Raw genomic sequence first — 26,616 nt, 5'->3', positions numbered from 1 at the left:
GAGGTGCGCACGTGTTTGGATTCCACGTCGCGCCGCCTGAATTGCGCCAGGCGGCGAAAATCGTGCACGGACTGGCCAGGGAATTCGCCGAGCAACCCGCCCGGAAGTACTGGGCCGACCCGGAACAGGCCGGCAATGACGAGTTGGCCGCCGCGCTCGCCCTGTTCCAGAACACCGCTCGGGACACGGCGGATCTGCTGGACGCCGACCTGGCGGGGATGGTGACCGGCCTGGCCGACACGGCCGCCGCCTACGAGCGATCCGACGCGACGGGTGAGCGGTTGCTCCGCGCCCTGCGGTCGCGGTAGCGGGCCGAATCGAGCTGATCGGAGCTGTGCGCGTGGAAGCCGACGACCTGGTTCCCATCCAACTCAACATCACCGCTCTGACCGGGGAGTGCCACCGGGTCAGCGTCCTGGCCGAGCAGTTGGAGGCGGCCGGCGCGGACGTGGCGAGCCTCCGGGTGGACAACTGGACCGGCGCGGCCGGCGACCGGTTCGAGCTGGTGCGGCACGCGCTGGTCGCGAACCTGCGCCGGGCCGCCGACGCCCACCAGGCCGCGGCCGAGGCACTGGCCGGGTACGTCGGTGCCGGCGAGGAGCTGCGCCGACTGGCGGACTCGGTGATCGCGGAGGCGCGCGCCAGCGCCGACCCGATCCGGCGGGAGGCCGCCCGGCTGTCCCTGGACCGGTGGCGGCGGCAGCTGGCCACGGCGGCCGAGGTGGCCGCGCGGGCGATCCGGGTGGCCGGCGAGGAACTGGCCGAGATCCGCCGGGTCGTGCCCGAGGCGGTGGTCACGCCACCCGTCGCGGAGCCGCCCGCCGGCCAGGCGCTGGTGGCGCTCGGTCCGCCTGACGAACCAGCGCTGCCCCGGCCACGCCCCCAGCCGGTGGTCGAGCGGATCGCGCCGGTGGAACGCGTGCCGGAGCAGCCGGCCGGCCAGCCCGACCTGGTCTGGCTGGCGGAGCTGCCCGGCCCGTACGGGGCGGTGGCCGATCCCGAACTGGACCTGCGGCGGCTGCGGGTGCTCAACAACGCGGTGCTCGACGCGTGGCAGGGGTGGACAGCGGCGCCGGGGGACGCCCCGGGTGGGACAGCCGGCACCGGCCGGGGCGACGTGCTGGGCCGGTTGAGCGGCGTGTCGCCCTATCGTGGGTGATCATGACACGGTCGGTCGGTAGTGTGACCGGGCTAACAGGGTGCACTATCGGAAGATGCCCGATCAGCAGTCCCGAGCCGCGCGGCGGTTCCGGCTCTACGGCCCCGATGACCTGGCCGCTGTGCCGCTGTTCGCCGGCGGGTTCATCAACTTCGGTTACTGGCGCGGGATCCCGTTGGACGCGCCGCTGTCCGTGGAGCAGCGGGTGGCCAGCCAGCGGGCCCTGTACCGGCTGGTGCTGGACACCCTGGCGGTCGGCCCGACCGACCACGTGATCGAGGTCGGCTGCGGCCAGGGGGTGGGCAGCGCCCTCGCCGTCACCGACTACCACGCCGCCCTGGTGCGCGGCGTCGACGTGCTGTCCCAGCAGATCGACCGGGCCAGACAGCGCAACGCCGAGGTGATCGCGGCCGATCCGGAGCGGCTGCGCTTCCGCCAGGGGTCGGCGTCGGCCATCCCGTTCCCCGAGGCCAGCTTCACCGCGCTGCTGTCGGTGGAGGCCGCGCAGCACTTCGAGGACCTGCCCGGGTTCACCGCGGAGAGCTTCCGGGTGCTGCGGCCGGGCGGCCGGCTGGTGGTGAGCACCTTCTTCGCCACCGGCCCCACCCACGCCGACCCGCTGGCCGCGATGCTGCAGACCTTCGCCGACGGCATCGACCTGGCCACCGACATCCGGGCGCTGCTGGACCTGTTGCGCGGCGCCGGGTTCACCGACGTGAGCGCGCACAGCATCGGCGAGGCGGTGTGGCCGGGCTGGGACCGCTGGCTCAGCCAGACCGCCGACGACGTGTGGGCGAGCAACTGGCTGGCCGCCTACCGGCGGGGCCTGCTGGACTACTACCTGGTCTCCGCGCACAAGCCAGGTGAGGCACTATCGAACCCGTGACAACGCATCCCGAAGCCGCGGTACCCGATTCGCTGTTCGACGACCCCCAGGCCGAGGAGCGCTGGCGCGCCCGGTTCACCGCGCCCCGGGTCACCCTGCCCACCTGGGCGCAGGACGCTCCGGACCGTTGTCTGTACCTGTCCAACTCCAGCGGCGTGTGGGAGGTCTACGCCTGGGACCGGGCCACCGACACGCACCGCCAGGTCACCGACCGGCCCAACGGCACCTCGCACGGCACGGTCAGCCCGGACGGCGAGTGGATCTGGTGGTTCGCCGACAACGACGGCGACGAGTTCGGCGAGTGGGTGCGGGAGCCGTTCGCCGGCCACCCCAAGCGGGAGCCGGCCACGGCGGCGGCGCCGGGCACGCACGCCGGCTACCCGGCCGGGCTGGAGATCGGCCGGTCGGTGACGGCCGTGGGCGCGGCCACCGACGACGGCACCACGATCTGGTTGTCCCGGGACGGCGGGCCGGCCACCGTGGTCTACGCCAACGAGCACGACGGCGGCGTGGCCGCGCTGTCCCGCGACGAGCGGTTCCTGGCCATCTCCCACTCCGAGCACGGCGACAACCGGCACCCGGCGCTGCGCGTGCTGTCGGTGGCCGACGGCGGCACCGTGGCGGAGAAGTGGGACGGCCCGGGCAAGGGCCTGGACGCGATCGCGTTCAGCCCGGTGGCCGGGGACTCCCGGCTGCTGGTGCTGCACGAGCGGCGCGGCCGGGAGGAGCTGCTGATCTGGGACGTCGAGGCGGACACCGAGACCGAGCTGGCCATCGACCTGCCCGGCGAACTGGTGGCCGACTGGTTCCAGGACGGCACCGCGCTGCTCGTGGTGCACACCCACGAGGCCCGCAACACCATGCACCGCTACGACATCGCCACCGGTGAACTGACCACTGTGGACACTCCACCCGGGACGATCGGCGCGGCGGGCGCGCGGCCGGACGGCACCGTGGAGTACACCTGGTCGTCGGCGGCCGAGCCGACGGTGGTGCGGGCCCGCTACCCCGACGGCAGCGGCGGGGTGCTGTTGGAGCCGCACGGCCAGCGCGCGCCCGCGTCGCTGCCGGTGGTGGACGTGTTCGTGCCCGGCGAGGGCGGCCGGGTGCACGCGCTGGTCGCCAGGCCGGCCAACGTCGGCGACGGGCCGGTGCCCACGGTGTTCAGCCTGCACGGCGGGCCGCACGCCGCGGACGAGGACCGGTTCTCCGCCTACCGCGCGGTGTGGCTGGACGCCGGGTTCGCCGTGGTGCAGGTCAACTACCGGGGCTCCACCGGCTACGGCTCGGCGTGGCGGGACGCCATCGAGGGCCGGCCGGGGCTGACCGAGCTGGCCGACGTGGCCGCGGTGCACGACTGGGCGGTGTCCTCCGGGCTGGCCGCGCCCGGGGCGTGCGTGGTCAACGGCGCGTCCTGGGGCGGCTACCTGGCGCTGCTGGCCGCCGGCACCCAGCCGGAGCGGTGGGCCGCGGTGGTGGCCGGGGTGCCCGTGGCCGACTACGTGTCCGCCTACGCCGACGAGATGGAGCCGCTGCGCGCGTTCGACCGGGCGCTGTTCGGCGGCTCGCCCGAGGAGGTGCCCGACCGGTACCGGGAGTGCTCGCCCATCACCTACGTGGACCAGGTGCGCGCGCCCGTGCTGGTGCTGGCCGGCGAGAACGACCCGCGCTGCCCGATCAAGCAGATCGAGAACTACCTGGACCGGCTGGCCGCGCGCCGGGCCGCCTACGAGGTGTACCGCTACGACGCCGGGCACGGCTCGCTGGTGGTGGCCGAGACGATCCGGCAGACCGCGGCCGAGGTGGCGTTCACCCGCCGGGCGCTGGGTCTGGCCTGAGGTCCGCGAAGACGAGAACAGCGCGGGGCCCGGCGGTGTGCTGCCGCCGGGCCCCGGTGTTCACGACCGCTCGCCAGTGTGGTCAGGCGCGCTGGGCCTGCCACATCCAGTGCGCCTCCTCCAGCTGCTTGGTGATCTCGATCAGCAGGTCCTGGGTGACCAGGTCGGTCTTGTCGGTCTCGTCGATGCGCGGCCGCATCCGCTGGATCAGCGTGGCCAGGATGTCGACGATGGCGGCGATGACGTCGGTCTCCTGCTGCCAGTCCGCCGGGAAGTCCGGCAGGCCCGAGTTCTCCGCGACCGTGCGGGCCTTGCCGTTGGGCGGCACGCCCAGGGCCGCGCTCCGCTCGGCCACCTGGTCGGTGTAGGTGCGGGCGGTGGCGACCAGCTCGTCGAGCTGCAGGTGCACGCTGCGGAAGTTCTTGCCGACCACGTTCCAGTGCGCCTGCTTGGCGATCAGCGAGAGGTCGATGAGGTCCACGAGCGTGCTCTGCAGCACCGCGCCCGTCGCCTCCTTCTCGGCCTGACCCAGTGGGCTGGTGATCGGGGAATTGGTCATCGTCGAAGCCTCCCTCGAAACCGTGACACGTTGTGGCGACGGGCTGACGGGCTGACGGGCTGGCGAAGGACTCAGACCGTGGCGTTGACGGCCACGTCGATGTTGCCCCGCGTCGCGTTGGAGTAGGGGCAGACCTGGTGGGCCTTGGCGACCAGGTCGTCGGCCTGGGCCTGGTCCAGGCCGGGCAGGCTGGCGGTCAACGCGACGGTGAGCTGGAACCCGCCGCCGTCCTTGGGGCCGATCCCGACCCGCGCGGTGACCGTGGTGTCCGCGCCGAGGCGCACCTTGGCCTGGCCGGCCACCAGGCGCAGCGCGCCGTGGAAGCAGGCCGCGTACCCGGCCGCGAACAGCTGCTCCGGGTTGGTCGCGTCGCCGCCGGGCCCGCCCATCTCGGTGGGCACCCGCAGGACCTCGTCGATGACGCCGTCCGAGGACCGCACCTCGCCGTTGCGCCCGTCACCGGCCGCGACCGCCTCGGCCGTGTACAGCACCTGCATGGTTCTCCTCCACGCTCGCCACGACCGGGCCCGCACGCTGGCGGTCGGCCGTGGACCTGTCGTTGTCGTGGTACCCAGAGCGCGGGTGGGCCACACCTGGCGGTGCTCCGCGTCACGCCCGGCTCCGGGCGCCGGCTGATCATCCGGTGCAACGGTGGGCGGGCCGGCGTGATTCCGCCGGTCCGGGTCGGGCGCGATCAGCTCCTGGTGGTGACCCGCACGTCACCGAACACGGTCTGGGCGGTCAGCCGGACGCGGGGGCTGCCCGGCAGCGGGGCGGTGCCCAGGACCTGGATGTCCTTGTCGCCGAACCAGGTGCTGGCGTCGACCTCAACGGCGATGCCGGGCGGCACGGTCACCCGCACGTCCCCGAACACGCTGGACACCGCCAGGTCCACCACGGGTTCGCTGAGCACGACCTGGCGCATGTCCAGTCGGACGTCACCGAAGAACGAGGTCAGCCGGGCACCCGAGGCCAGCGCGAACCGGCCGCCCCGGGAGATGTCGTCGAAGACCTTGTCGATGGTGAACCGACCGGTGGTGACCTGCGCCGGCGGCACGGGCGCCGGCAGGTCGGCCAGGGCGCGCCGGATGCTCGCCGGCTCGGTGGCCTGCCACACCTGGCCCACCCGGTCGGTGAACTCCTCCAGGGTCAGCCGGCCCTCGCCAACGGCCTGCTCCAGCCGCTGCTGCGCGTCCCGCTTGGTCGGGTCGAGTGCGTCGAACACAGCGGGCAGCGTAGCGTTTTTTTAACACAACGGTGCGGAATCAGCCTGCCGCGCCGAGGCGAACTCCACCACCTGCTGGCCGACCAGCCGCAACTGGTCGGCGACCCGCTGGTCGGAGCACCCGCCCAGGTCGTCGAAGGTGACCGTGCGCGAGTTCACCGACACGCCCAGCGGGGTGGGCCAGCCGCGCAGCGCGTGCACGATCGAGCGCAGCGCGGTGAGCGTGGTGACCGACGCCTGCCACCCCTGGGCGGTGGCCACGCAGCCGACCGCGCGGCCGTCCAGGTAGGGCCGAGACTCGTCGCGCAGGTCCTCCACGTAGTCCAGGGCGTTCTTCACCAGTCCGGACACCGTGCCGTGGTAGCCGGGTGAGACCAGCACCACGCCGTCGGCCTGGCGCAGCGCCTCGACCAGCCGGCGGGCCGCCTCGGGCCGCTCCGGCACGGCCGGGTCGTAGAACGGCAGCATCAGGTCGGCGCCGCTGATGATCTGGGTGCTTGCCCCCGCCGCCGCGGCGCCGGCCAGCGCGGCGCGCAGGGCGAGTTCGGACTGCGAGTTGGCGCGGATCGAGCCACCGACGCCCACCACCCTGACCGCCATGTCCTCGATCCCTCCACCTCTCGTCCGGGGCCGCGGCACGGCCCACCACATCTCGACCATGCCGCAGAACCGGGGCCGACAACACCCCCAGCACGGCGGATCAGCGGGCCGAACGCCACGGCAACGCTACGACCTGAAGGTAGGTGGAGGTCCAGTCCACGCGCCGCGATGCCGCTCACAGAGGGCGGCCGGCCCGGCGCGGTGCGGCCATCAGCACCAGTGACACGTGCCTACTCGCCGGTAGCCTCAGGGGCACCGACCGCGGGAGGTGCCATGTCCGGTCCGCTCGACACGATCCCCGTTGGCGTGCAGCGCGCGGTGCTGCGCGGCCTGCTCGGCCTGCCCGCCCCGGTGCGGCGGCTGCTGGCCGGTCCACCGGTCCGCCGGGACGGGCAGACCCTGGCCGTGCCGGCCCAACTGGTGCTGCGCGCCCGGCACCTGGGTGGCGCGCGCGGGCTCGCCGCGGCCACGCCGGCGCTGGCCAGGGCCGCCATGCTGCGGGACAACCGGGTGGTCGGCGGCCCGCCCCCGCCCGGCGTGCACGTGCGCGCGCTGGCCGTGGCCGGCGCGTCGGCCAGCCTCCCGGCCCGGCTGTACTGGCCGGCGGGGCTGGCCCGGCCCGCGCCCCTGGTGGTCTTCTACCACGGGGGCGGCTGGGTGGTCGGCGACCTGGACAGCCACGACCACCTGTGCCGGTTCCTGGCGCGGCAGGCCGGCGTGGCCGTGCTGGCCCCGCACTACCGGCGGGCCCCCGAGCACCCGTTCCCCGCGGCCGTGACCGACGCGCTGGCCACCCACGCGTTCGCCGTGCGCCAGGCCGGCGCACTCGGCGTCGACCCGCGGCGGATCGCGCTGGCCGGCGACAGCGCCGGCGGCAACCTGGCCGTGGTCACCGCGCTGCGCAGCCGGGCCGAGCCGGGCCCGCGCCCGGTGTTCCTGCTGCTGTTCTACCCGGCCGTGGACGCGACCAGGCGGCGCCGCTCGCGGGAGCTGTTCGCCGAGGGGTTCCTGCTGACCAGCCGGGACATGGACTGGTTCATGGACCACTACCAGCCCGACCCGGCCGCGCGCGCCGACCCGGCGCTGTCCGTGCTGCTCGCCGACGACCTGTCCGGGCTGCCCCCGACCTACCTGGCCACGGCCGGGTTCGACCCGCTGCGCGACGAGGACGAGGCGTTCGCCGCCCGCCTGGCCGAGCAGGGCGTGCCCGTGGTGCTGCGCCGGCACCCCGACCTGATCCACGGCTTCGCCAACCTGTTCGGCCTGGGTGGCCCGTTCCGCGACGCCGTCGTGGAGGCGGCCGGCGCGCTGCGCGCCGGGCTGGTCCTGGGCGCGTCCCCGGCCGACGCGTCCCCTGCCGGTGCACCGGCCGACCAGCGCGCGGCCGGTCAGTAGTCCCGGCCGTTGAGTCCTCTGTAGACGAACCGGGTCAGCGCCTCGATGGCCTCCTCGTCGGCGAGGTCGTCGTGGCGGGCCTGGGCGAAGCCGTCGATCAGCGCCCACATCATGGTCATGGTCAGCTCGCGGGTGGCCGGCAACTCGGCCACGTAGTCGAGGTGGTCGGCCAGTTCCGCCATCTCGTGCCGCACGCCCTCGTCCCGCTTGCGCGCGAAGTCCTCGTTGACCAGGGCGGCCTGGCGCAGTGCGCGGATGGTGGCCTGGTGCTCCCGGTAGACCTTCCAGTACACCTGGACGTGGAAGCGCACGGCGGCCGGGTCGGAGAAGTCCGGGTTGTGCTCGCCACCGGTCCGCACCTCCTCGTCGCCGGAGGCCCCCAGGTCGGCCAGCAGCGCTTCGAGCAGCTCCTCCTTGCTGGCGAAGTGGTTGTAGAACGACCCGGCCGCGCGGCCCGCCTCCCGGGTGATGTCGGTGATCTTGGTGTTCAGGTAGCCGCGGGTCGCGAACAACCGCTTCGCCGCGGCCTTCAGCGCGGCCTCGGTCTCGGCCGCCCTCTCCTTGCGGTTCACGGCACCTCCTTGACGGCGAACGGTAGCAAGCACCAAGATGAATCTCAGTTCACTGAATTTGAGTTCACTGATCGGAGATTCACCGATGAACGTGCTGATCGCGGGCGCCGGTCCGACCGGCCTGACCCTGGGCATCGACCTGGCCCGCCGGGGGATCGAGGTGCGGGTGGTCGACAAGGCCACCGAGTACTTCGCCGGCTCGCGGGGCGACGGGCTGCAGCCGCGCACCCTGGAGGTGTTCGACGACCTGGGCGTGGTCGACGCCGTGCTGGCCGAGGGCGCGCCCCCCACGTCCACGCACGTCTACCTGGCCGGGAAGTTCGTGATGGAGCGGCAGAGCTTCGTGCTGCGCGAGCCCACCCCGGACGTGCCGTACCCCAACGGGTGCATGCTGGGCCAGTCGCAGACCGAGGCGATCCTGCGCGCCCGCCTGGCCGAGTTCGGCGTCACCGTCGAACTGGGCACCGGCCTGGTCGGGTTCGAGCAGGACGCGGACGGCGTCACCGCCATGCTGGCGACCGGCGAGGTGGTGCGGGCGGACTACCTGGTCGGCGCCGACGGCGGGGCGAGCTTCGTGCGCAAGCAACTGGGGATCGCCTTCGAGGGCAGCACCGACGAGTCGATCCGGATGGTGCTCGGTGATGTCGCGGCCGACCTCGACCCGGCGCACGGGTACTGGTTCGCGGCCGACCCCGACCCCATGTCCGGGGTGCGGCTGAGCCCGCTGCCCGGCACCGACCTGTTCCAGTTCGTCGCGGCGGCCGACGACGGCGACACCAGCCTGACACTGGACGCGCTGCGCGCCCGGATGGCCGCCACGGGCGCCGACGTCCGGTTGACCAGGCTGGCGTGGTCCACGGTGTGGCGGCCGAACGTGCGGCTGGCCGAGCGCTTCCGGGTCGGCCGGGTGTTCCTCGCCGGCGACGCCGCGCACGTCCACCCGCCCACCGGGGGCCAGGGCCTGAACACGGGCGTGCAGGACGCCTACAACCTGGGCTGGAAGCTCGCCGACGGCTCACCCGAGCTGCTGGACAGCTACGAGACCGAGCGGCGCGGGGTGGCCGCGCGGGTGCTGGGCCTGAGCACCGAACTGCTGCGCAAGTACGTCGACCGCGACCCGGACGCGGACCGGCGCGACGAGAACACCCAGCAGCTGGACATCAGCTACCGCACCACCGAGGGCTTCCTGGTGTCGGGCGACCGCGCCCCGGACGCGCCCGTGGTGAGCGGGGACGGCACCCGGGTGCGGCTGTTCGACCTGTTCCGCGGGCCGCACGCCACGCGCCTGGTGTTCGGCGCCGCCGCCCCGGCCGAGCCGCATTCCTACGCCGTGCTCCGGCCGGGCCAGCGGGTGCCGGGAGCACACGTGGTGGACGCCGACGGGCACGCCTTCGCCGCCTACGGCGCGTCCGACGGCGACGAGTTCCGCATCCGGCCGGACGGGTACGTGGGCTAGTTGACCTCACCCGGGGCGGCGGCGACCCGGCGGATCAGCGGCAGCACCGAGTCGCGCACCTCCTCGCGGCTGCGCTCCGGCTCGAAGGTCTGCCAGTCCAGCGCCACCACCAGCAGGGTGCCGAACAGCGCCGCCGACGCGGTGCGGACCTGCACGCCCTCGGGCAGCAGACCGGCGTCGGCGGCCCGCTGCAACTGCTCGCGCATGATCGACACGATGTCGTTGCGCAGCATGCTCAGCGTGTCGTGCCACTGGCCCGGCGTCCGCCACAGCTCGCCGACCAGCAGCTGGGCGAACGCCGGGTACTCGGCGAAGAAGCCCAGGGTGTTGTCCACCAGCCGGTGCACCGCCGAGGGCGCGTCCGGCTCCCGCCCGGCCTCGGCCAGCCGCGCGGCCAGCAGGTCCACCCCGTGCCGCAGCAGCGCGTCGACCAGCGCGTCCTTGCTGCGGAAGTTGTAGTAGACGGTGCCCTTGGCCACCCCGGCCTCGGCCGCGATCTCGTCCACGGTGACGCTGGCCGCGCCGCGCTCGCCGACCAGTTTGAGCGCGGCGTCGAACAGCTTCTGCTTGGTCACCGCGGTCCGCCCCGGCCGGCCGGCCGGCGGTTTCGTCGTCACAACAGCACCAGGTCCGATCATCACAGCACCAGCTCCGGCTTGAGCCGGGACGGCGTCCACACCCGCTGCCGGTAGGCGGCGGCGGTGGACAGCGCCAGCGCGCCCACCAGGTAGGCGACCAGCACCAGCGCGTCCTGGCCGAGGCTGGTCAGCGCCCCACCGTAGATCAGGTGCCGCAGCCCGTCGACCACGTACCCCATGGGCAGCACCTGGTGCAGCGGGTGCAGCGGCTCGGGCAGCGTCTGCCACGGGAACGTGCCGCCGGCGCTGATCAGCTGCAGGATCAGGATCACCAGGCCGAGGAACTTGCCGACCGCGCCCAGTGCCGCGTTGAGCGCGTGCAGGATCGCCACGAACGTCAACGAGGTGAGCAGCAGCAGGCCGAGCGTGCCCAGCGGGTGGACCGGGTGGATGCCCACCACCAGCGTGATCACCGCGTACATCACCACCACCTGGGCCACGCCCAGCAGTGCCGGGGGCAGCCAGCCGCCCAGGGCCACCCGCCAGCCGGCCGCGCCGTTGGTCAGCGCCCGCCGCGACAGCGGCCGCACCAGCAGGAACAGCACGAACGCGCCGATCCAGGTGGCCAGGCCGAGGAAGAACGGGGCCAGCCCGGCGCCGTACGGTCCGGCGTCGGCCTCGCCGACCTCCTTGACCGCCACCGGGTCGCCGATCGTGTCGGCCGTGGCCTTCCTGGTGGCGTCGTCCGGGTTGGGGATGTCCTGCACGCCCTGGTTGAGGCCCTCGGCCAGCTTGCTGCTGCCGTCGGCCAGCTTGGCCGCGCCGTCGCGCAGCTCGGTGGCGCCGCCGACCGCGGTGCGTTCCCCGTCGCGCAGGGTCACCGCCCCGTCGTGCAGCTTGCCGGTGCCCGAGGCGAGCTTGCCGGCGGCGTCGGCGGCCTGGTCGACCGCGCTGGACAGCTGCGGCGCGGCAGCGGCCAGCTTGGCCGCGCCGTCGGAGACCTGCCCGGCGCCGTTGGCCAGGGTGCGCAGCTGGCCGGCCACGGACTGCACCTTGCCGTTGGCGTCGTCGATGGGCTGGCGCAGCTGGCCCAGCGACTGGAGCACCTTGGTGATGTCGTCCTCGCTCAGCCCGGCCTGCCGGAGTCGGCCGGCCAGTTCGCCGTTGACCTTGTCCAGGTTGTTCACCAGCTGCTGGCTGGCGCCGGCGACCTGCTCACCGGTCTGCGCGAGCTGGGCGTTGCCGGCCGCGACCTGGCTGGCGCCCTTGGCCAGCTGGCTGGCCTGGTCGGGCAGGCTCGCGGTCTTGTCGCGCAGCGTGGCCAGGCCGGTGGACAGCTGGCCGGCGCCGCTCGCCGCCTGCGCGGTGCCGTCGACCAGCTGCTGCGCCCCGTCGAGCAGGCGCTGCTGCCCCTCGGCCAGGCTGACCGTGCCGTCCTTGGCCTTGGCCGCGCCGTCGGCGAGCTGGGTGGCGCCCTGGGCGGCGTCCGCGGTCTTCTGGTGGATGGTGGAGAAGCCGACCAGCAGCTTGTCCGCGGCCTGCGCGCCGACCCTGCTGGCCAGCGCGCTGCGCACCTGTTTGACGGCCTGGTCGGCGATGGTGCTGCCGAGGTAGTTGTTGGCGTCGTTGGTGGTCAGCACCAGGGTGCCCTGGCGGGGCTGGAAGTCGTTGGCGGACAGCAGCGCCGAGGAGAAGTCCGACGGGATGGTCATCGCGAAGGTGAACCGGCCGTCGCGGACCCCGCTCTCCGCCTCCTGCGCGGACACCTCGTGCCAGTCGAACGTGTCGGACGAGCGCAGCTCAGCCACCACGTCCTTGCCCGCGTCCAGCCGCTGACCGTCCTCGGCCTGCGCGCCGGCGTCCTCGTTGACCACGGCCGCGGGCACGCTGGACAGGCTGCCGTAGGGGTCCCAGTTGGCGTACACGTACAGCGACCCGTACAGCAGGGGAACCAGCACGAGCGCGGCGACCGCCAGTTTGGGCAGCCGGCCGGCGGTGATGCGGCGCAGTTCGTTGGCGGCGATCCGGAGGATGCTCACCGGGACTCCTCAAGCTCTGCGGTGGTGGGCAGGGTCAGCGACAGCGGGTCGGGCTGGTCGGTCTCGCCGAGGCGGGCCGCGGTCACCCCGAGCAGCCGGGCGGAGCTGGTCGTGCACAGCACCACCACGGCGAACCCGCGTTCGGCCCAGCTCTCGGCCAGCGACCACCACTGGTGCGGGTCGTCCCCGTGCCGGTCGGGCGAGTCGATCAGCAGCGCGCCCACGCCGGGCCGGGCCGCGGCCAGTTCCACCAGCAGCCGGGTGCGCGTCCGCGCGGGCACGTCGGCGAACCGGATCGAGCCGGGCTGGTCCACGTCGTGCTCGTCCAGCCACTGGCGCACCGCGCGCCGGCCGGCCCTGGCACCGGCCACGGTCAGCTCCTCGGCCACCACGTCGGCCAGGCTCAGGCCCTCCTCGGGCGCGTTCACCTCGGGCGCGTCCACCAGGGCCACCCCACGCCGCAGCGCCGCCGCGTCCACCCGGCCGTCCAGCCACACCGTCCCGGTGTTGGGCCGCAACCGGCCGGCGAGCACCAGGGCCAGTGGGGTGTGCCCGGTGCCCGGCTCCCCCGCGACCACGGCCAACTGCCCGGAACGCACGCGCAGCGAGGTCGGCTGCAGCAGCGGACCGTGGGAACCGGTCACGCCGACGCCTTTGGCGTGGATGTCCACCGTGCCTCCTTTTGAACTGACCAGTCAGTACAAATACTGCGTCGCGCGTGCACGGCACGCAAACCGAGAGCATGTGATCTCCACCCCACGCCTGCCACCGGGGACGCCCCCGGGTGTGCGGCGGGTGGCGACAGGTCCACCCGATCGTGCGGGGTGATGCACCCACCGCACGTGGGTAGCCTTCACTCCATGGAGAACGGGGACCTCGCGCAGCGAGTCACCCTCCTGGAGGAGCAGGTGAAGCAGATCAGACACGACCTCCGGGAAGTGGTCGTCGCCCAGAGCGACGTGGCCACGGCCAAGGCCGACGCCTGGAACGCCCGGGTCCTGGCGGCCGGCGCCCACGAAGACGTCGCGGACGTGCGCGACCGCCTGATCGCGCACACCAAGACACTGAACGCGCTCCGCGAGACACAGGTCGAGCACGGCCAGACACTGGCCGAACACGGCAAGGTGCTGGCCGAGCACAGCAGGATGCTGACCGAGCACAGCAGGATGCTGACCGAGCACGGCAGGATGCTGACTGAACACGGCAAGGTGCTGGGCGAGATCAAGACCGGCGTGGCACACATAACCGCGCTACTGACCACCATCATCGAGCGCGACCAGGCACAGGACTGAGGCTCAATGGAGCACGACGACCTCGCGCGGCGAGTCACCCTCCTCGAGGAGCAGATGCGGCAGGTCAGGCACGACCTCCGGGAAGCGGTGGTCACCAAGAGCGACGTGGCAGCCGCCCGAACACTGGCCTCCGGCGCCCACGAAGACGTCGCGGACGTGCGCGACCGCCTGATCGCACACACCAAGACACTGAACGCGCTCCGCGAGACACAGGTCGAGCACGGCCAGACACTGGCTGAACACGGCAAGCGGCTCACCAGCTTGGAGACCAAGCTGGACGCCCTGGAAACCAAGGTCGACAACGGATTCGCCACACTCGGCGCCGGCATGACACAGATCACCGCGCTGCTGACCACGCTCGTCGAGCGTGACCAGCCGAAGCGGGACTGAGGCCCCCCCACCCCACCGTCGAACAGACCGAGGCCCGGCGAGGAGTTCACCTCGCCGGGCCTCGGCGTTGTCGCACTCGACGACGTAGTGTCCTACCTGGACTGTCCACTAGGGACTGTCCGGATCGGGCACGGACTCACTTCTTGAAGGCGTCCGCGATCCGGTCGCCGACCTGCTTGTCGATGTTGCGCCAGTACTCGAAGGCGCGCTCCAGCACCGGCTGGGTCACACCGTTGCGCAGGTGGCCGACGACGTTGCTGACCAGGCGGTCGCGCGCCGCGTCGTCCATGACCTTGCGCACCAGGGTGCCCGGCTGACCGAAGTCGTCGTCCTCGGCGTGCAGCCGGTAGGCCGAGCGCACGATCTCGTCGGTCGCGCCGTAGGCGGCGTGCGTCTCGCCGGCCAGGGCCGGGTTGGCGTGCGGGCCGCCGTAGGAGTTGGGCGCGTACACCGGGTCGCCCGGGTTGTTGAAGCGCATCTGGCCGTCCCGGGAGTAGCTGTTCACCGGGATCTTGGGCGCGTTCACCGGCAGCTGCGCGTAGTTGGCGCCGATGCGGTAGCGGTGCGCGTCCGGGTAGGAGAACATCCGGCCGAGCAGCATCTTGTCCGGCGACGGACCGATGCCCGGCACGAAGTTCGACGGCTCGAACGAGGCCTGCTCGATCTGCGCGAAGTAGTTCTCCGGGTTGCGGTTCAGCACCAGCCGGCCGACCTTGATCCGCGGGTAGTCGGCGTGCGGCCACACCTTGGTCAGGTCGAACGGGTTGAACCGGTAGTCGGCCGCGTCCTCGTAGGGCATGACCTGGACGTAGAGCGTCCAGCTCGGGGCGTCACCGGACTTGATCGCGTTGAACAGGTCGCGGATGTGGTAGTCCGAGTCCTGGCCGGCCAGCACGTCGGCGTCGGCCTGGGTCAGGAACTCGATGCCCTGGTCGGTCTTGAAGTGGTACTTGATCCAGAACTTCTCGCCGCCCGCGTTCTCCCACAGGAAGGTGTGCGAGCCGAAGCCGTCCTGGTGCCGCCAGGTGCGGGGCAGCCCCCGGTCACCCATCACCCAGGTCACCTGGTGCGCGGACTCCGGCTGCAGGGTCCAGAAGTCCCACTGCATGTTGTGGTCGCGCAGGTGGTTGTCGGCGCGGCGCTTCTGCGAGTGGATGAAGTCCGGGAACTTGATGGGGTCCCGGATGAAGAACACCGGCGTGTTGTTGCCGACGATGTCGTAGTTGCCCTCGGTGGTGTAGAACTTCAGGGCGAAGCCACGCGGGTCGCGCCAGGTGTCCGGAGAACCCAGCTCACCGGCGACCGTGGAGAAGCGCACCAGCGCCTCGGTCTTCGTGCCGGGCTGGAACAGCGCGGCCTTGGTGAACTGGCTGATGTCCTCGGTGATCTCCAGGAAACCGAACGCGCCACCGCCCTTGGCGTGCACCACACGCTCGGGCACCCGCTCGCGGTTGAAGTGAGCGTTCTTCTCGATCAGGTAGTGGTCCTGCAGCAGGATCGGACCATTCGGACCCAGCGTCAGCGAGTGGTCGTCGCTGGCGACCGGGGTGCCCACGTTGTTCGTGGTGTGCCGCGGTTCGGTCACGCTTGCTTCTCCTCTTCGTGGTCTGTGCCGACACCTGCTTCGATGGCGGCCAGGCAGTCCGCGCACAGCCCCCAGAACAGCACCTCTGCCTCGTCGATGGCGAACCCCGCGGTGTGGGACGGCTCCAGGCACGGTGGGGCACCGCGCACGCAGTCGACGTCCTCGGTCCGGCCGCACGTCCGGCACACCAGGTGGTGGTGGTTGTCCCCGGTCCGGGTCTCGTACCGGGCCGGATGACCGGCCGGCTCGATCCGCCGGACTAAGTGGACCCTGGTACACGCGTTGAGCACGTCATAGACGGCCTGGGTGGACACCGTGCCCAACCGCGTCCGCACGCCGGCCGACACCTGTTCGGCGGTGGCGTGCGGATGGGCGGAGAGCCACTCCAGCACGGCCAACCGAGGTGCGGTCACCCGCAACCCGGCCCGCTTCAGCCGCTGGCGTGCTCCCTCGGAGTCGAGGCCTGTCCTGTGGGTCATGGCTCCACCAACCTATGGTGTTTTCTGGAGTTAGTCAAGAAAACGAGAAGTTAAGTTTTAACCAGGAAAACTCCTTGCGCCAGTCCACCCGGTCAGGTGACATTCGACCGTGACCCTCGCCCCCTACCTCCGGGTTCTCGCGCTGCCCGGTGTCCGGTCGTTCACCCTGCTCATGCTGTTCGCGCGGATACCCATGGCCGCGTCCGGCATCACCCTCACCCTGCACGTGGTGCTCACGCTGGACCGCGGGTACGCCGAGGCCGGCCTGGTGGGAGCGCTGTCCACGCTGGGCATCGCCGTGGGCGCGCCGCTGCTCGGCCGACTCGCCGACCGGCACGGGCTGCGCCGGCTGCTGCTGATCACCCTGGTCGGCGAGACCGCGTTCTGGCTGGCCGGCCCGCTGCTGCCGTACCCGGTCCTGCTGGCCGTCGCCTTCTTCGGGGGCCTGGTCACCCTGCCCGTCAACTCCATCGGCCGGCAGGGCCTGGCCGGCCTGGTGCCCGCCACCGACCGGCGCACCGCGTTCTCCATGGACTCCATGGGCGTTGAGGTGTCCTACATGGCCGGTCCCGCCCTGGGCGTGCTGGTGGTGACCCAGCTGTCCAGCACGGCCGCACTGCTGGGCATCGGCGGGTCGCTGGCCCTGGTCGGCCTGGTGCTCTTCGTGGTCAACCCGCCACTGCGGGGCGAGCACGAACTCGGCGACCCGGCACCGGCCGCCGACACGCCCACCGGCCGGCTGGGCTGGCTGTCCGGCGGCATGATCGCCGTCCTGGTCAGCGCGGTCGGCGCGACCTTCGTGCTGACCGGCACCGAGGTGGCCACCGTGGCCGCGCTGCGTGAGGCCGGCGACGTGGACTGGACCGGCCTGGTGGTCATCTGCATGTGCCTGGCCTCGCTGGTCGGCGGGTTCCTCTACGGCGCCCAGCCCAGGGCCGTGCCGCCCGCCGTGCTGGTGGGCCTGCTCGGCCTGCTGCTCGTGCCGGTCGCCCTGGTCAGCGGCCACTGGTGGGTCTACGCCCTGGCGCTGATGCCCACCAACCTGATGTGCGCCCCGGCGATCGCGGCCACCTCCGAGGCGGTGACCCGGTACGCCCCGGTCGCCGTGCGCGGCATGGCCATGGGCCTGCAGTCCTCGGCGCTGACCCTGGGCACGGCCATCGGCTCGCCGCTCATCGGCGCGATCGTCGACCACACCGGGCCGGCCGCGGGCTTCGCCGTGGCCGGGACGTGCGGGGTGGCCCTGGCCGCCGTGGCCCTGCTGCTCACCCGCTGGCAGGCCAGGACCTCGGCGGATGTGAGGATGCCCGCATGAGCACCACCCCGACCTTCGTCCTCGTGCACGGCTCCAACGCCAACTCGTTCGGCTGGGCGCCGTTGCAGCGGGAGTTGGCTCTGCTCGGCCACCGCTCCCTGGCCGTGGACCTGCCCGGCCACGGCGCCGGCGCCCACTTCCCCGCCGCCTACCAGGCGCCGCAGGACCCGGCCGAGCTGGCCACCACCCCGTCGCCGCTGGCCGGGCTCACCCTGGAGGCCGGGGTCGAGCACGTCATCGACACCCTGCGCCGGGTCCGCGAGCACGGCCCGGTCGTGCTGGTCGGGCACAGCCGGGGTGGCCTGGTCATCACCCAGGTCGCCAACACCGCGCCGGAGTTGGTCGACCGGCTGGTCTACATCTCGGCGTGGTGCTGCGTGGACCTGACGGTCGGCGAGTACATGCAGACCCCGGAGTACGCGACCAGCGCGCTGGCCCACACCGCCGGCGTGCTCGTCGGCAACCCCGCCGAACTGGGCGCGCTCCGGATGAACTGGCGCACCGCCGACCCGGAACTGCTCGCCGCGTTGAAGACCGCGATGCTGGCCGACGGCACCGACACCGAGTTCCGCACCTACCTGAACCTGCTGGAGCCCGACGAGATCCTCAGCGCGGGCGAGGACCACCAGGGCCGGGCCGACACCTGGGGCCGGATTCCGCGCAGCTACATCCGGCTCACCGGCGACACCTCCATCCCGCTCGCGCTGCAGGACCGGTTCATCAAGGAGGCCGACGCGCTGACCCCGGACAACCCGTTCGACGTGCACTCCGTGGACAGCAGCCACGTCCGGTTCCAGCTCCACCCGGCCGAGACCGCCGCCATCCTGGCCGGCCTGGCCCCCGCCGGTAACTGAGTCACCCGGAGGACGGGCCGGCCGGCCACCACGCCCAGCTGGCCCGTTCACCCACTTTCTCGTCCACACTGGACAGACAGAGCGGACAGCGGGTAACACCCTCGGTGCTGTCGAGCCTGGTCGAGTTGGCGGTGGTGAGCACCCTGGTGCAGACCGCGTCGAGATAGCCCTGGCTGTCACCGCCGGCCTGAGCGGCGGGCACCGCGTGCGCCCTGCCCCCACGTGCGTCCAGGAACCACACGTGCCCCTCGTCCGATGTGGACGGTTGGTTCATCTGGCAGTCCTTTGCCCGGCGTGGTTCGGCTGCTCACCTCGGCGACGTCAGCGCGACGTGTTGGTAGCCCTTGGCCTTCTCGTAGCATGCGGCGCAGGTCCACCACAGCCATTCCCCCTTGGTCGGCTCGTGGTCGGGCATGACGGTGACGTGACCGCACAACGTGGTGACGGGGGTGTCGCGGGCGAGCGTGTCGCCAGGAATCGCGTGCCGCTGGTGGTCCAGCGGCATCCACCGGAACGTCCTCACCTCGGCCGGCACGGTCATCACCGGCTCCGTCCACGCCGGACCAGCAGCCGCAGCAGGTCCAGGTGCCAGTGGCCGCACCAACACCAGCGCGGTTCCCGAACCCAACCGAAGCGCTCCGCCAACTGGCCGCGCCACGAACCCAACCAGCGGAGCTGCGCCTTGTAGGCGTCGTCGTAGCACCGATACCCGCGTCGCCACCGCATCACGCCGCCTGCTCCAGGCAACGCAGCATCGCGGTGAAGGGATGGGCGGGCGCGGGGTGCAGCGGCCCACTCCACCCCGCGTGCCGACCGCACCACGGGCAGGATGAGTGGGTCTGACCAGGCGCGATCAGCCGTCGCGGCTGCCTCTGCACGGTCGGGCGCTCGACATTCCGCTGGCCGCTCACACCGCGCGCCCGTGTCCCGAGCCAGTCCAGAAACGCGGTGAACCCGGTGTAGAGCAGCACGGCGAACACGAAGTGCATCACCGTGTAGCCGACCACGAACAGCACGGTTGACACGTTCATCTCCCTGAAGGCGACGGGAAGCAGCAGGACGGAACCGCCGGACAGATGACGGCACATGCCGGCCTGCCACTCCGGCTAGTTGGCGGTTCTCCCCGCCAACCCACTTGCCCCGACCTGAACGCTTCGGAGGCAGACCCCAGCTTGATCTCCAACAGCGAACCAAGGCAAGAAAATCTAGAAACATACGAGAAACATCAGTCGATCGGGTGACATATACCCAGGAGGACTAGGGAGGACCGCGCGGAGAAATTTGAGAATCGCCGCCAGCAGCTCTGGTACCCGAGGCCAGTGGTTCTCAGGACGCTGATGCTCGGCCCTAGCTGGGATCGAACCTGCTTGGCCACCCAGCGAGGACGTCTACCTGCTCGACAACGCGCCTCTCGCGGTTCGTCATCTCGCGAGGGACGCCCCGCTAGCGCCGGGATAGTCTCCGATGCCGACACCGTTGCTCGGTACCCGCGCAGCGGAGTAGCTACGGCGAGCAAGTGGCACCGCTTCCGCACAGCGCGAACAGACACGTAACGAGGAGACCGTGGCCAGCCTTGACAAGCGTCGCGTCGAGTTCGGTGACCGCCTCCGACACCTGCGTGACCAGGCAGGCATGTCCGGCCGACGCCTTGCGGAGGCCCTTGGCTGGGCACCGTCAAAGATCAGCAAGCTGGAAACAGGCAAACAACTCGCCACCGACTCTGACGTGATCGAGTGGTGCCGCGCTACGGGCGCGCCAGAGTCGGTCCGGGAAGAACTCCGGGACGCCCTGCGGGACCTGAAGGTCTCCTACGAGACCTGGCGCAGCCAGTTGCGGGACGGCGGCTTCCGATCGCGTCAACAGCAGAGTGCGGATATCGAGAAGACTGCCACAAAGATACGCGCAGTCGAATTCGGCGTGGTACCTGGACTCGTCCAGATCCCAGAATACGCTCGCGAGGTGTTCGCCATCCACTCGGACCTACTGGGTCTCGATCGCGATCTGGACGAAGCAGTCTCGGTTCGAATGGCTCGACAACAGGTTCTCTACGAACCAGGAAAGCAGATCGAGATCTTGGTGGCCGAGTCAGCGCTGCGGTATCCGGTAGCCTCAGCCAGTGTAATGCTGGCACAGATTGACAGACTCATCTCAATCATCGGTATTCGCTCCATCCGCCTCGGCATAATTCCCCTGAACCGACGCCTACCCATCATGCCCATGCACGGCTACTGGGTCGTGGACGACCTGGTGCTGACCGAGACGATAGTCGCGGAAATCAAGAGCACCGAGCCGAGCGAGGTCGAGGCGTACAACAAGCTGACAGACCAGCTGTGGACAGTCGCCGTGGAGGACGCCGAGGCACGCGCTCTGCTGCACCAGATCGCGAATGACACCTCCACCTTTTCATGAACCAACCCAGTTGGGTGACATAATCATGGACATGAGCGCAGTCAGGTTCAGAAACTGGAGAAAGTCGAGCTTCAGCGGAGGAGCTGGACAGTGCGTTGAGTTGGCGCACAACACCACCCAGATCGCGGTCCGGGACAGCAAGAACCCCACCGGCCCGATGCTGACCTTCGCCCAGACCGAACTAATCAGACTGATCAGCGCACTCAAGACAGACCGCTTATCCAGCTAACCCGTCAAGGTCAGGAGACCCGGCACGCGACACATTCATCGTAATGGCTAAAAAAGGACTGCATGCCTGGTGGCATGTGCATCCGCCGGGACGTGCTTCGGGCTCGATCGAAGAGGCGGTTGTCAGCACGCCCGAGGACGTCGAGCGCCTGGTGGCCGCCCTCGCCCAACCCGACGCTGACGACGCCTACGTCACGCACCTGGCCCGACCAAGCGTGGTGACGCCGCTCGTGAGCGAGGAAGAGGTGCCAGATCACGTCGTCCACCTGGCGGTTCGTGATGGCTGGGGCTATTTCACCTATGCCGGGGACGCCGCCGGATGGCCAGCTGGCTTCACCGGCCACCCACAGGGCGACCCGCGTTCGCCAGGCACGCATGGCTCCTACGGCGAGTACTCGGCCGGCAGTGGGCTGTCCATTCCAGTGTTCACCAGACTGCTCACCGACTTCCTGGTCAGCGCGGAACTGCCGACGTGGATTCACTGGATCAGCGAGGACGGGCCGGCCGAACCGTGACGGGGTGCGGGGCCGCGCCACCCGTGGGTGGGCCTGCTGGGCGGGCGGCCCCGGTCTCGTCGCCCGGTCCGGTCAGCCGCGCTGGCCGGTCAGCGTTCCCGCGGCCACGGGCAGGGACACCGAAGTGCCGGTCAGGTCCACGGTGAGCGTGGGCCGCTGGCTGGGCGCGACGAACCAGTCCGCGTCGGTTCCCCCGATCACCAGGCCGATCCGGTGTCCGGCCGGCACCACGTGGTCCTGTGTGGACAGTTGCACGGTGACCGAGTAGAACTTCCCTGGCCGCAGCGGGAGCTGGTGCTCCAGCGAGGCGTGGTGGCCGATGTCCGCCCACCCCTCGGACACGATCTCGTAGTCCACCTGGGTGGTCGCGGTGTCGGTGTCGAGGTAGCAGGCGCTGTCCGCCTGAGTGCTCTCGCCCCAGCACGACCTGGTCTCCAGGGTGGTGATGCCCTGCCCGGGCCCTCGATGATCGCGGATGGTGGCCGGGCCGTAGTCGACCACGGCCACCCCGATCCGAGCCCGGGGCGTGGTGCTGGCGACCGTCACGGTGGCCGAGCCCGTGCCGGCCATGCGGACGTCGCTGGTCAGCGGCGCACTGGTGAACAGCGTGCGCGTGGTGGACGCGGTGGTGGGCTCGCTCGCCCACTGGTACATGCCCAGTGCCGGGTCGTCGGTGAAGGACTCGGTCGCCGGGCCGGCCGGCGCCACCGGGCCCAGCGTGCCCAGGCCGGGGACGCCGCCCGGGCCCGGCCACAGGGTTTCGCGCCGGGTGCCGGCCGGTGGCCACCGCTGTTCGTCCACCCACTGGCCCGGGCTGTGTTCGATGCGCACCGGCGCCTCGGTGTCGATGCCGTTGGGCACGTCCAGCAGCCAGCGGTCGAACCAGCGGTGCAGCGTGTCGACGTAGTCGGCGCGGCTCAGGTCGAACGGGTCGACATGGCCGGCCTGGCTGAGCCAGAGCTTGCGCGGCACGTTGTTGGCGGCCAACGCGTCCCACCACCGGCCGAACTGCAGCGGGCGCACCGCCACGTCACCGAATCCCTGCACCGCGAACACGCTGGCGCGCACCTTGTCCGCGCTGAGCGTGTAGTCGCGCTGCCGCCAGAACGCGTTCCAGTCGCCGTTGTTCCCGCCGAGTTCCTCCAGCCGGTCGAGGAACGGCGCGCACAGTTCCTCCTGCCTCGGGTTGAGCAGCCCGGGCGGCCCACTGGACTGCGGGTAGCCGAACCAGGCGCCGTCGGCGTTGAACACGTCGTAGTAGGAGCTGACCGCGGCCACCGGGACGATCGTGCGCAGGCCGGCAACGCCGGTCGCGGCCACCCCGTTGGCGATCGTGCCGTCGGCGGACTTGCCGATCATGCCGACCGCTCCGGTGGCCCAGGTGGCCGACACCCGCTCGGTGCCGTCCACCGTGCGGTAGGCCCGCGCCCTGCCGTTCAGCCAGTCGATCACGGCCCGCCCGGAGGCCACGGTGGCGCGGCCGCCGCCGTCCGGACAGCCGGTCGACCGGTTGCTGCCCACCTCGTCGACCAGCACGACGGCGTACCCGCGCGGCACGAAGTAGTTGTCCAGGAACAGGGGGAACCCGGTGGGTGTCCCGTCCGGCGCGTAGGTCTTGCGCTGTGCCTCGTTGCCCCGCCCGCAGCAGGCGTAGTACGGACTGACATCCATGATCACCGGCACCCGCTGCCCCCGCGCGGCCGGCTCGGCCGGGCGGATGATGTCCGCGGCCACCCGGTCCCCCACCCCGTCCCGGTCGAGGTCCATGCCGATGTCCACCCACACCGACTCCCGGACCGCGCCCGCGTAGGAGAACACCGGCTGGGTCACCCCACCACCGAGCACGAAGGCCGGCGGCGCCGCGTCCGCCGTCCCACCGACCGCCGCGGGCAGCACCACCGCCGCCAGCACCGCGAGGGCGCGAGCACGCCACCGCGTCCGCTCTGATCGCAACATCAGCGCAGTATCAGCGCCGACCGCCCAGCGGTCCAGAGTTGATCTCGTGAACGCCAGGCGACTCAGGGTGACCCGGACCGCTGTGGCCGCAGTCGGGGCACCCCGCCCTTGCGACCGATGCCGAAGGCGATCCGGTACACGTCAGGCAGGTCGAGCTTGCCGTTGGCCCGCTGCGTCATGACGCCGAGGTCCATGAGTTCCTGGATCAGCCCTGCGTAGTCCTCGTGCCGGGGCCCGGTGGGCAGCTGTTTCTCGTCGCTGATCTCGTGCGCTGCCTCGACCAGGCGAGCACTCAGGCCCTCTGCCGTCCACTTGGCGACGACCTCGTCCTTCTCGATGGGCACCTGGCAATCGCGCAGCGGGTGGATCGCGGTCCGCACCCAGGGGATGTCCTCGCTGATCTCGTTCACCCGGGTCTGCGACGCCAGTTGCACACCCTTTCGGATCGCGTCCCAGTGCAGCGCGAACTCGTGGTGTGCGAACCGGTCTCCGGTCTCCTCGGTGGCGGCACTCAGCGCGATGAGGAAACTCCGCGGGCTGACCTGGCCTTGGCCGTCTGCCAAGTGGTTCGGCAACCAGGTGTAGGTGTGTCCCTTGCGGTGGTCCTTTCCCATGTACGGACCAGCGATCTGACTGATCAGCTTCTTCTGCTCGTCCTGGTCCCCGACGATCTCCCGGGGCGGCACGTACCGCCCCAGGTCATGTCGCCACCGCCCGGTCGAGCTTCGGAAGTGCTCCGCACTGGGATGTGCCGAGTTACCCAGGACGTTGAACAGCAAGCCGTAGAGGTTTGTCGGCGACCAGGTCAGACTGGTTGCGTTGGCGGAGAGCTTCGACGCGTCCGGGAAGTTGAGCAAGGCGTCGTCGAACATGTCGTGCCTGATGAACACCTTGGCGCGCAGGTGCGATGTGGTGGTCCGCAGTTCCAGGGCGAGCTTCAGGATTCCCACGACGAGGCGGTCGGCCTGCCGCCGCTCAGGATGCAGGCGTTCCAGGGCGTCGAAGAGGAGCAACTTGGTCACGCCCTCCTCGGCCGCTTGCTGGTTTGCCCTGGACAGCGCTTGGTCAACCGCTTCGGGGTTGTCCCGAAGCCATGCGACGCGCGCGTCCCAACTCCCCATCGACCGCACCGGTTCGGCACCCAACGCGTTGAGCACCACCGTGGTCCAGATGTCCTCCGGCTGGCACGACGCGGCCAGCAACGAGTTGAGGACACGCTGACTGGGGTAGGACTCGGGATTCAGGTTGAGCCCGTAACCGGGCAGCGCCTTGATCTTGTTCAGCCTCTTGAACTGGTATTCGTCGGCGGCGAGCCGACGCAGGGTCTCGTCCTGGAGTGCCTTGAACCAGACCGTCTTGCCGACGCCACGAGCACCACGCACCACTGTTACGTCCGGGTCGAGCGCGATCCGGTGTCCCTCCGGGGTGAACAACGACTCCGGTTTCGGCTCGAAAGAGGTGTCCGCGTCCTGCGCGATCGGCAGCGCGTCACGCAACAGTTCGCGGTACTCGTGGGGACGTAGTGGCATCACAGTTCCTCACCGACAACAAGCTGCGCCGCCAACTCAAGAAACTTCTCGTACGCAGCGAAAATGAGCGGCTCCGCGTACCAGTTCGGCCGGGCAACGGGATTCAGACCAACCAGATCGCCGTGGAAGAGGATCGGCAGCGGCCAATGCGGGCCATCCTGATCGTCAGGGGCGAAGTTGAAAGCACCGGTGTCGCCGCCCCCGACGTCATCATAGAGCGTGTCGGCGAAACACTCCTGCGCGTGATCAATAAAGTTCGACAGATAGTTCTTGTCGCTGGCCGGCACCAGCGCGGCAACCATCTGCAACCTCTTCCGGATGTCCGGTGCGGTTCCACTGCGCAGCCACTGCGCGAACAGGGAGCGATATCCGGCCCAGGTCTGCGGATTGTCCACGGCGAACAGCAGACTGAGGCCGCTCAGCTGAGTGATCGCCACCGCGGCGATGTCGTGAATGCCCGCTCGGCTGTCCAGCAACACCACGTCTGGTTTTCGACTGAGGCGCTCGACCTGGTTCTCACACGCGTTGATGGCCGCGCGCAGTCGATCCCCGAACCGCTGACCGGGAAGATCGGTGTAGACGCGGTTGAGCTTGGCCAGGTAGTCGTACTCCGGCCTTGGCTTCCCGCTCGCCGGCGCCAGCCACACCTCGCCGTTTCCCCGGACATGCGGCACCTGGACGCGGGTCACCAGGTCCAGCGAGTCCGCGTTGCCCACGGCCGCTTCCACCAGGTGGTCCACGATGCCGTACAGGGGAAGCTGCTCGGTTTCGCGCAGCAGGGCGCCGACACCCGGTGATTCCAGATCCAGGTCCACGACCAGCACGCACCTGCCGGTGGCCGCCAGGTGCTGGGCGAGCATGGCGGTGGCGGTGGACCGACCAACACCGCCCTTGAAGCCGTACAGGGTGACGCGGCGTTCCACTGCTTCGTCGAGGCGGTCGGGGCGGGTCCAGTCGGCGCCGACCACCCCGCGTTCCAGTGTCCACAAGCGACCAGGGCCGTCCGGGTTCTGCCAGAGCGCGACGCGGTCAGGAGACTTCAGCACCAGGTCGACGTCGAACAGGTCGTCGGCGGTGTGCACCGCACCGGCGAACGCACCGGCCGCGCCACGAAGTCGATCCGCCAGGTCGGACGGCAGTTGGGTGGCGTCCGGTGCGTCAACCACCAGGCTGAGCCGGCCCAGCATGTCCCGCACCAGCACCACGTCGAAACCCTGTTCGGCCGTTTCCCTGGCCAATCCACACCCCTGCGACCAGGCCCTGTCAAAGTGAACCGTCATGGCACCTGTCCATTGATCTGCGCCTGCGCATAAATCGCGATGATGTTCCTGGCGACTTCCAGTAATTCCCGCACCCGCGCGGCTGATATATGCCTACCGTCACTGTAACGTTCATTAACGTTCCACCGGTGCAGGCTGAACGGGTTCGACGCCTGGATCAGGGGTAGGAATTGCGCGCCCCCGCGACCCTGGGCAACCATGCCGATGAGGTTCCACACCCCGGGTAGGTGCCGGAATTCCCTGTTGGGCAGGTCGCGGTGCGTGGGAGGCCCGTTGGGGTTCACCTCGCCTCCCAGGTACTCGACCAGAATTGCTTTCAGTGCGCATTCGGCGGCGAAGCCGGCCAGGTGGTCGGCGTTGGCGAGTCGGCCCGCGTCGTGCAGGAACACCGCATCGGCGTGGTGGCGGCGCGCCGCCAGCGCGAAGGTCTGGTTTGGCCCGGGCACCGACACAGCGTACTGGTCAAGATCGGTCACG

30 protein-coding genes are annotated in these 26,616 nt (G+C 70.8%); 13 read left to right on the top strand and 17 right to left on the bottom strand.

Annotated elements, in window-relative coordinates; genetic code table 11:
- Nucleotides 1-11 precede the first annotated feature (11 nt).
- Genes LX83_RS07205 through LX83_RS07190 form a run of 4 tightly spaced genes read left to right on the top strand, consistent with a single transcriptional unit; the run spans nt 12 to nt 3,883 of the window.
- Entirely contained in the window at nt 12-308 is a 297-nt protein-coding gene (locus LX83_RS07205; protein ID WP_253768390.1) for a hypothetical protein, read from the top strand.
- A gap of 32 nt (nt 309-340) precedes the next feature.
- A complete protein-coding gene (locus tag LX83_RS07200; protein WP_253768388.1) occupies nt 341-1,159 on the top strand; it encodes a hypothetical protein in 819 nt (272 codons plus the stop codon).
- A 55-nt stretch (nt 1,160-1,214) separates the two neighbouring features.
- Complete coding sequence (locus LX83_RS07195) at nt 1,215-2,045, top strand: class I SAM-dependent methyltransferase (protein ID WP_253768385.1); 831 nt, start codon at nt 1,215-1,217, stop codon at nt 2,043-2,045.
- Nucleotides 2,042-3,883 (top strand): S9 family peptidase, encoded by a 1,842-nt coding sequence (locus LX83_RS07190; protein WP_253768383.1) that lies wholly within the window; start codon nt 2,042-2,044, stop codon nt 3,881-3,883. Before LX83_RS07195 ends, LX83_RS07190 begins: the two co-directional genes overlap by 4 nt.
- 82 nt (nt 3,884-3,965) lie before the next feature.
- Here the strand turns inward: LX83_RS07190 and dps are convergent, their stop codons facing one another.
- The 4 genes from dps to LX83_RS07170 form a co-directional block, all read right to left on the bottom strand.
- Nucleotides 3,966-4,442: a DNA starvation/stationary phase protection protein Dps gene (gene dps, locus LX83_RS07185; protein WP_253768380.1), complete on the bottom strand. Its 477-nt coding sequence runs from the start codon at nt 4,440-4,442 to the stop codon at nt 3,966-3,968.
- Between the two features lie 71 nt (nt 4,443-4,513).
- Nucleotides 4,514-4,939 carry an organic hydroperoxide resistance protein gene (locus LX83_RS07180; RefSeq protein WP_253768378.1) on the bottom strand — a complete coding sequence of 142 codons (426 nt, stop codon included), beginning with the start codon at nt 4,937-4,939 and terminating at the stop codon, nt 4,514-4,516.
- A gap of 197 nt (nt 4,940-5,136) precedes the next feature.
- The gene (locus LX83_RS07175; protein ID WP_253768376.1) at nt 5,137-5,667 is read right to left on the bottom strand and encodes a DUF1707 SHOCT-like domain-containing protein; all 531 of its coding nucleotides are present in this window, start codon (nt 5,665-5,667) and stop codon (nt 5,137-5,139) included.
- A gap of 21 nt (nt 5,668-5,688) precedes the next feature.
- Nucleotides 5,689-6,267, bottom strand: coding sequence for an NADPH-dependent FMN reductase (locus LX83_RS07170; RefSeq protein ID WP_253768374.1), 579 nt, complete (start codon nt 6,265-6,267; stop codon nt 5,689-5,691).
- 273 nt (nt 6,268-6,540) lie between these two features.
- On the opposite strand from LX83_RS07170, the gene LX83_RS07165 reads away from it, so the two are divergent.
- Entirely contained in the window at nt 6,541-7,662 is a 1,122-nt protein-coding gene (locus tag LX83_RS07165; RefSeq protein WP_253768372.1) for an alpha/beta hydrolase, read from the top strand.
- Here LX83_RS07165 and LX83_RS07160 read toward each other — a convergent pair.
- A complete protein-coding gene (locus LX83_RS07160) occupies nt 7,656-8,234 on the bottom strand; it encodes a TetR/AcrR family transcriptional regulator (RefSeq protein ID WP_253768370.1) in 579 nt (192 codons plus the stop codon). The two genes, LX83_RS07165 and LX83_RS07160, sit on opposite strands and share 7 nt — an antisense overlap.
- An 85-nt stretch (nt 8,235-8,319) precedes the next feature.
- Between LX83_RS07160 and LX83_RS07155 the strand changes: the two genes are divergently transcribed.
- Nucleotides 8,320-9,690 (top strand): FAD-dependent monooxygenase, encoded by a 1,371-nt coding sequence (locus tag LX83_RS07155; RefSeq protein WP_253768368.1) that lies wholly within the window; start codon nt 8,320-8,322, stop codon nt 9,688-9,690.
- Here LX83_RS07155 and LX83_RS07150 read toward each other — a convergent pair.
- The 3 genes from LX83_RS07150 to LX83_RS07140 are packed head-to-tail and all read right to left on the bottom strand — an operon-like array spanning nt 9,687 to nt 12,978.
- Nucleotides 9,687-10,328, bottom strand: a complete 642-nt coding sequence (locus LX83_RS07150; protein WP_407649499.1) for a TetR/AcrR family transcriptional regulator — start codon at nt 10,326-10,328, stop codon at nt 9,687-9,689. The two genes, LX83_RS07155 and LX83_RS07150, sit on opposite strands and share 4 nt — an antisense overlap.
- Nucleotides 10,328-12,307: a YhgE/Pip family protein gene (locus LX83_RS07145; RefSeq protein WP_253768363.1), complete on the bottom strand. Its 1,980-nt coding sequence runs from the start codon at nt 12,305-12,307 to the stop codon at nt 10,328-10,330. The genes LX83_RS07150 and LX83_RS07145 overlap by 1 nt, the downstream gene beginning before the upstream one ends.
- Nucleotides 12,304-12,978: an ATP-binding cassette domain-containing protein gene (locus LX83_RS07140; RefSeq protein WP_253768361.1), complete on the bottom strand. Its 675-nt coding sequence runs from the start codon at nt 12,976-12,978 to the stop codon at nt 12,304-12,306. The genes LX83_RS07145 and LX83_RS07140 overlap by 4 nt, the downstream gene beginning before the upstream one ends.
- Nucleotides 12,979-13,167: 189 nt before the next feature.
- Between LX83_RS07140 and LX83_RS07135 the strand changes: the two genes are divergently transcribed.
- Nucleotides 13,168-13,599 (top strand): hypothetical protein, encoded by a 432-nt coding sequence (locus tag LX83_RS07135; protein ID WP_253768359.1) that lies wholly within the window; start codon nt 13,168-13,170, stop codon nt 13,597-13,599.
- A gap of 6 nt (nt 13,600-13,605) precedes the next feature.
- On the top strand, nt 13,606-13,989 hold the full coding sequence (locus LX83_RS07130; RefSeq protein WP_253768357.1) for a hypothetical protein: 384 nt from the start codon (nt 13,606-13,608) through the stop codon (nt 13,987-13,989).
- 136 nt (nt 13,990-14,125) lie between these two features.
- Here the strand turns inward: LX83_RS07130 and LX83_RS07125 are convergent, their stop codons facing one another.
- Nucleotides 14,126-15,574 carry a catalase gene (locus tag LX83_RS07125; RefSeq protein ID WP_253768355.1) on the bottom strand — a complete coding sequence of 483 codons (1,449 nt, stop codon included), beginning with the start codon at nt 15,572-15,574 and terminating at the stop codon, nt 14,126-14,128.
- A complete protein-coding gene (locus LX83_RS07120; protein ID WP_253768353.1) occupies nt 15,571-16,053 on the bottom strand; it encodes a Fur family transcriptional regulator in 483 nt (160 codons plus the stop codon). The genes LX83_RS07125 and LX83_RS07120 overlap by 4 nt, the downstream gene beginning before the upstream one ends.
- 109 nt (nt 16,054-16,162) lie before the next feature.
- Here LX83_RS07120 and LX83_RS07115 point away from each other — a divergent pair, with 109 nt between their 5' ends.
- Together LX83_RS07115 and LX83_RS07110 are read left to right on the top strand one after the other, a co-directional pair.
- On the top strand, nt 16,163-17,368 hold the full coding sequence (locus LX83_RS07115; protein ID WP_253768351.1) for an MFS transporter: 1,206 nt from the start codon (nt 16,163-16,165) through the stop codon (nt 17,366-17,368).
- A complete protein-coding gene (locus tag LX83_RS07110) occupies nt 17,365-18,222 on the top strand; it encodes an alpha/beta fold hydrolase (RefSeq protein WP_253768349.1) in 858 nt (285 codons plus the stop codon). The genes LX83_RS07115 and LX83_RS07110 overlap by 4 nt, the downstream gene beginning before the upstream one ends.
- Before the next feature lies 1 nt (nt 18,223).
- On the opposite strand, the gene LX83_RS07105 is transcribed toward LX83_RS07110, so the two are convergent.
- The 3 genes from LX83_RS07105 to LX83_RS07095 all read right to left on the bottom strand — a co-directional run bounded on the left by LX83_RS07105 (nt 18,224) and on the right by LX83_RS07095 (nt 19,253).
- The gene (locus LX83_RS07105) at nt 18,224-18,496 is read right to left on the bottom strand and encodes a hypothetical protein (protein WP_253768347.1); all 273 of its coding nucleotides are present in this window, start codon (nt 18,494-18,496) and stop codon (nt 18,224-18,226) included.
- Nucleotides 18,497-18,529: 33 nt separating this feature from the next.
- Nucleotides 18,530-18,763 (bottom strand): zinc finger protein, encoded by a 234-nt coding sequence (locus LX83_RS07100; RefSeq protein ID WP_253768345.1) that lies wholly within the window; start codon nt 18,761-18,763, stop codon nt 18,530-18,532.
- A gap of 184 nt (nt 18,764-18,947) precedes the next feature.
- Nucleotides 18,948-19,253 carry a hypothetical protein gene (locus LX83_RS07095; protein ID WP_253768343.1) on the bottom strand — a complete coding sequence of 102 codons (306 nt, stop codon included), beginning with the start codon at nt 19,251-19,253 and terminating at the stop codon, nt 18,948-18,950.
- A 532-nt stretch (nt 19,254-19,785) separates the two neighbouring features.
- Between LX83_RS07095 and LX83_RS07090 the strand changes: the two genes are divergently transcribed.
- From LX83_RS07090 to LX83_RS07080, 3 genes are read left to right on the top strand one after another with little or no spacing between them, the layout of a single operon-like run.
- Nucleotides 19,786-20,631: a helix-turn-helix domain-containing protein gene (locus LX83_RS07090; RefSeq protein ID WP_253768341.1), complete on the top strand. Its 846-nt coding sequence runs from the start codon at nt 19,786-19,788 to the stop codon at nt 20,629-20,631.
- Nucleotides 20,609-20,860 carry a DUF397 domain-containing protein gene (locus LX83_RS07085; protein WP_308203927.1) on the top strand — a complete coding sequence of 84 codons (252 nt, stop codon included), beginning with the start codon at nt 20,609-20,611 and terminating at the stop codon, nt 20,858-20,860. The genes LX83_RS07090 and LX83_RS07085 overlap by 23 nt, the downstream gene beginning before the upstream one ends.
- Nucleotides 20,861-20,903: 43 nt before the next feature.
- Nucleotides 20,904-21,374: an Imm1 family immunity protein gene (locus LX83_RS07080; protein ID WP_253768337.1), complete on the top strand. Its 471-nt coding sequence runs from the start codon at nt 20,904-20,906 to the stop codon at nt 21,372-21,374.
- A 72-nt stretch (nt 21,375-21,446) separates the two neighbouring features.
- On the opposite strand, the gene LX83_RS07075 is transcribed toward LX83_RS07080, so the two are convergent.
- From LX83_RS07075 to LX83_RS07060, 4 genes are all read right to left on the bottom strand, one after another.
- The gene (locus tag LX83_RS07075; protein WP_253768335.1) at nt 21,447-23,330 is read right to left on the bottom strand and encodes a Xaa-Pro dipeptidyl-peptidase; all 1,884 of its coding nucleotides are present in this window, start codon (nt 23,328-23,330) and stop codon (nt 21,447-21,449) included.
- A 62-nt stretch (nt 23,331-23,392) separates the two neighbouring features.
- A complete protein-coding gene (locus LX83_RS07070; protein WP_253768333.1) occupies nt 23,393-24,859 on the bottom strand; it encodes a hypothetical protein in 1,467 nt (488 codons plus the stop codon).
- On the bottom strand, nt 24,859-26,139 hold the full coding sequence (locus LX83_RS07065; protein WP_253768331.1) for a KGGVGR-motif variant AAA ATPase: 1,281 nt from the start codon (nt 26,137-26,139) through the stop codon (nt 24,859-24,861). Before LX83_RS07065 ends, LX83_RS07070 begins: the two co-directional genes overlap by 1 nt.
- Nucleotides 26,136-26,615 carry a HEPN domain-containing protein gene (locus tag LX83_RS07060; protein ID WP_253768329.1) on the bottom strand — a complete coding sequence of 160 codons (480 nt, stop codon included), beginning with the start codon at nt 26,613-26,615 and terminating at the stop codon, nt 26,136-26,138. Before LX83_RS07060 ends, LX83_RS07065 begins: the two co-directional genes overlap by 4 nt.
- Nucleotide 26,616: the final 1 nt, after the last annotated feature.

The sequence above is a fragment of the Goodfellowiella coeruleoviolacea genome (assembly GCF_024171785.1).
Taxonomy (GTDB): domain Bacteria; phylum Actinomycetota; class Actinomycetes; order Mycobacteriales; family Pseudonocardiaceae; genus Goodfellowiella; species Goodfellowiella coeruleoviolacea.
This window is presented reverse-complemented; position numbering and strand designations above follow the sequence as displayed.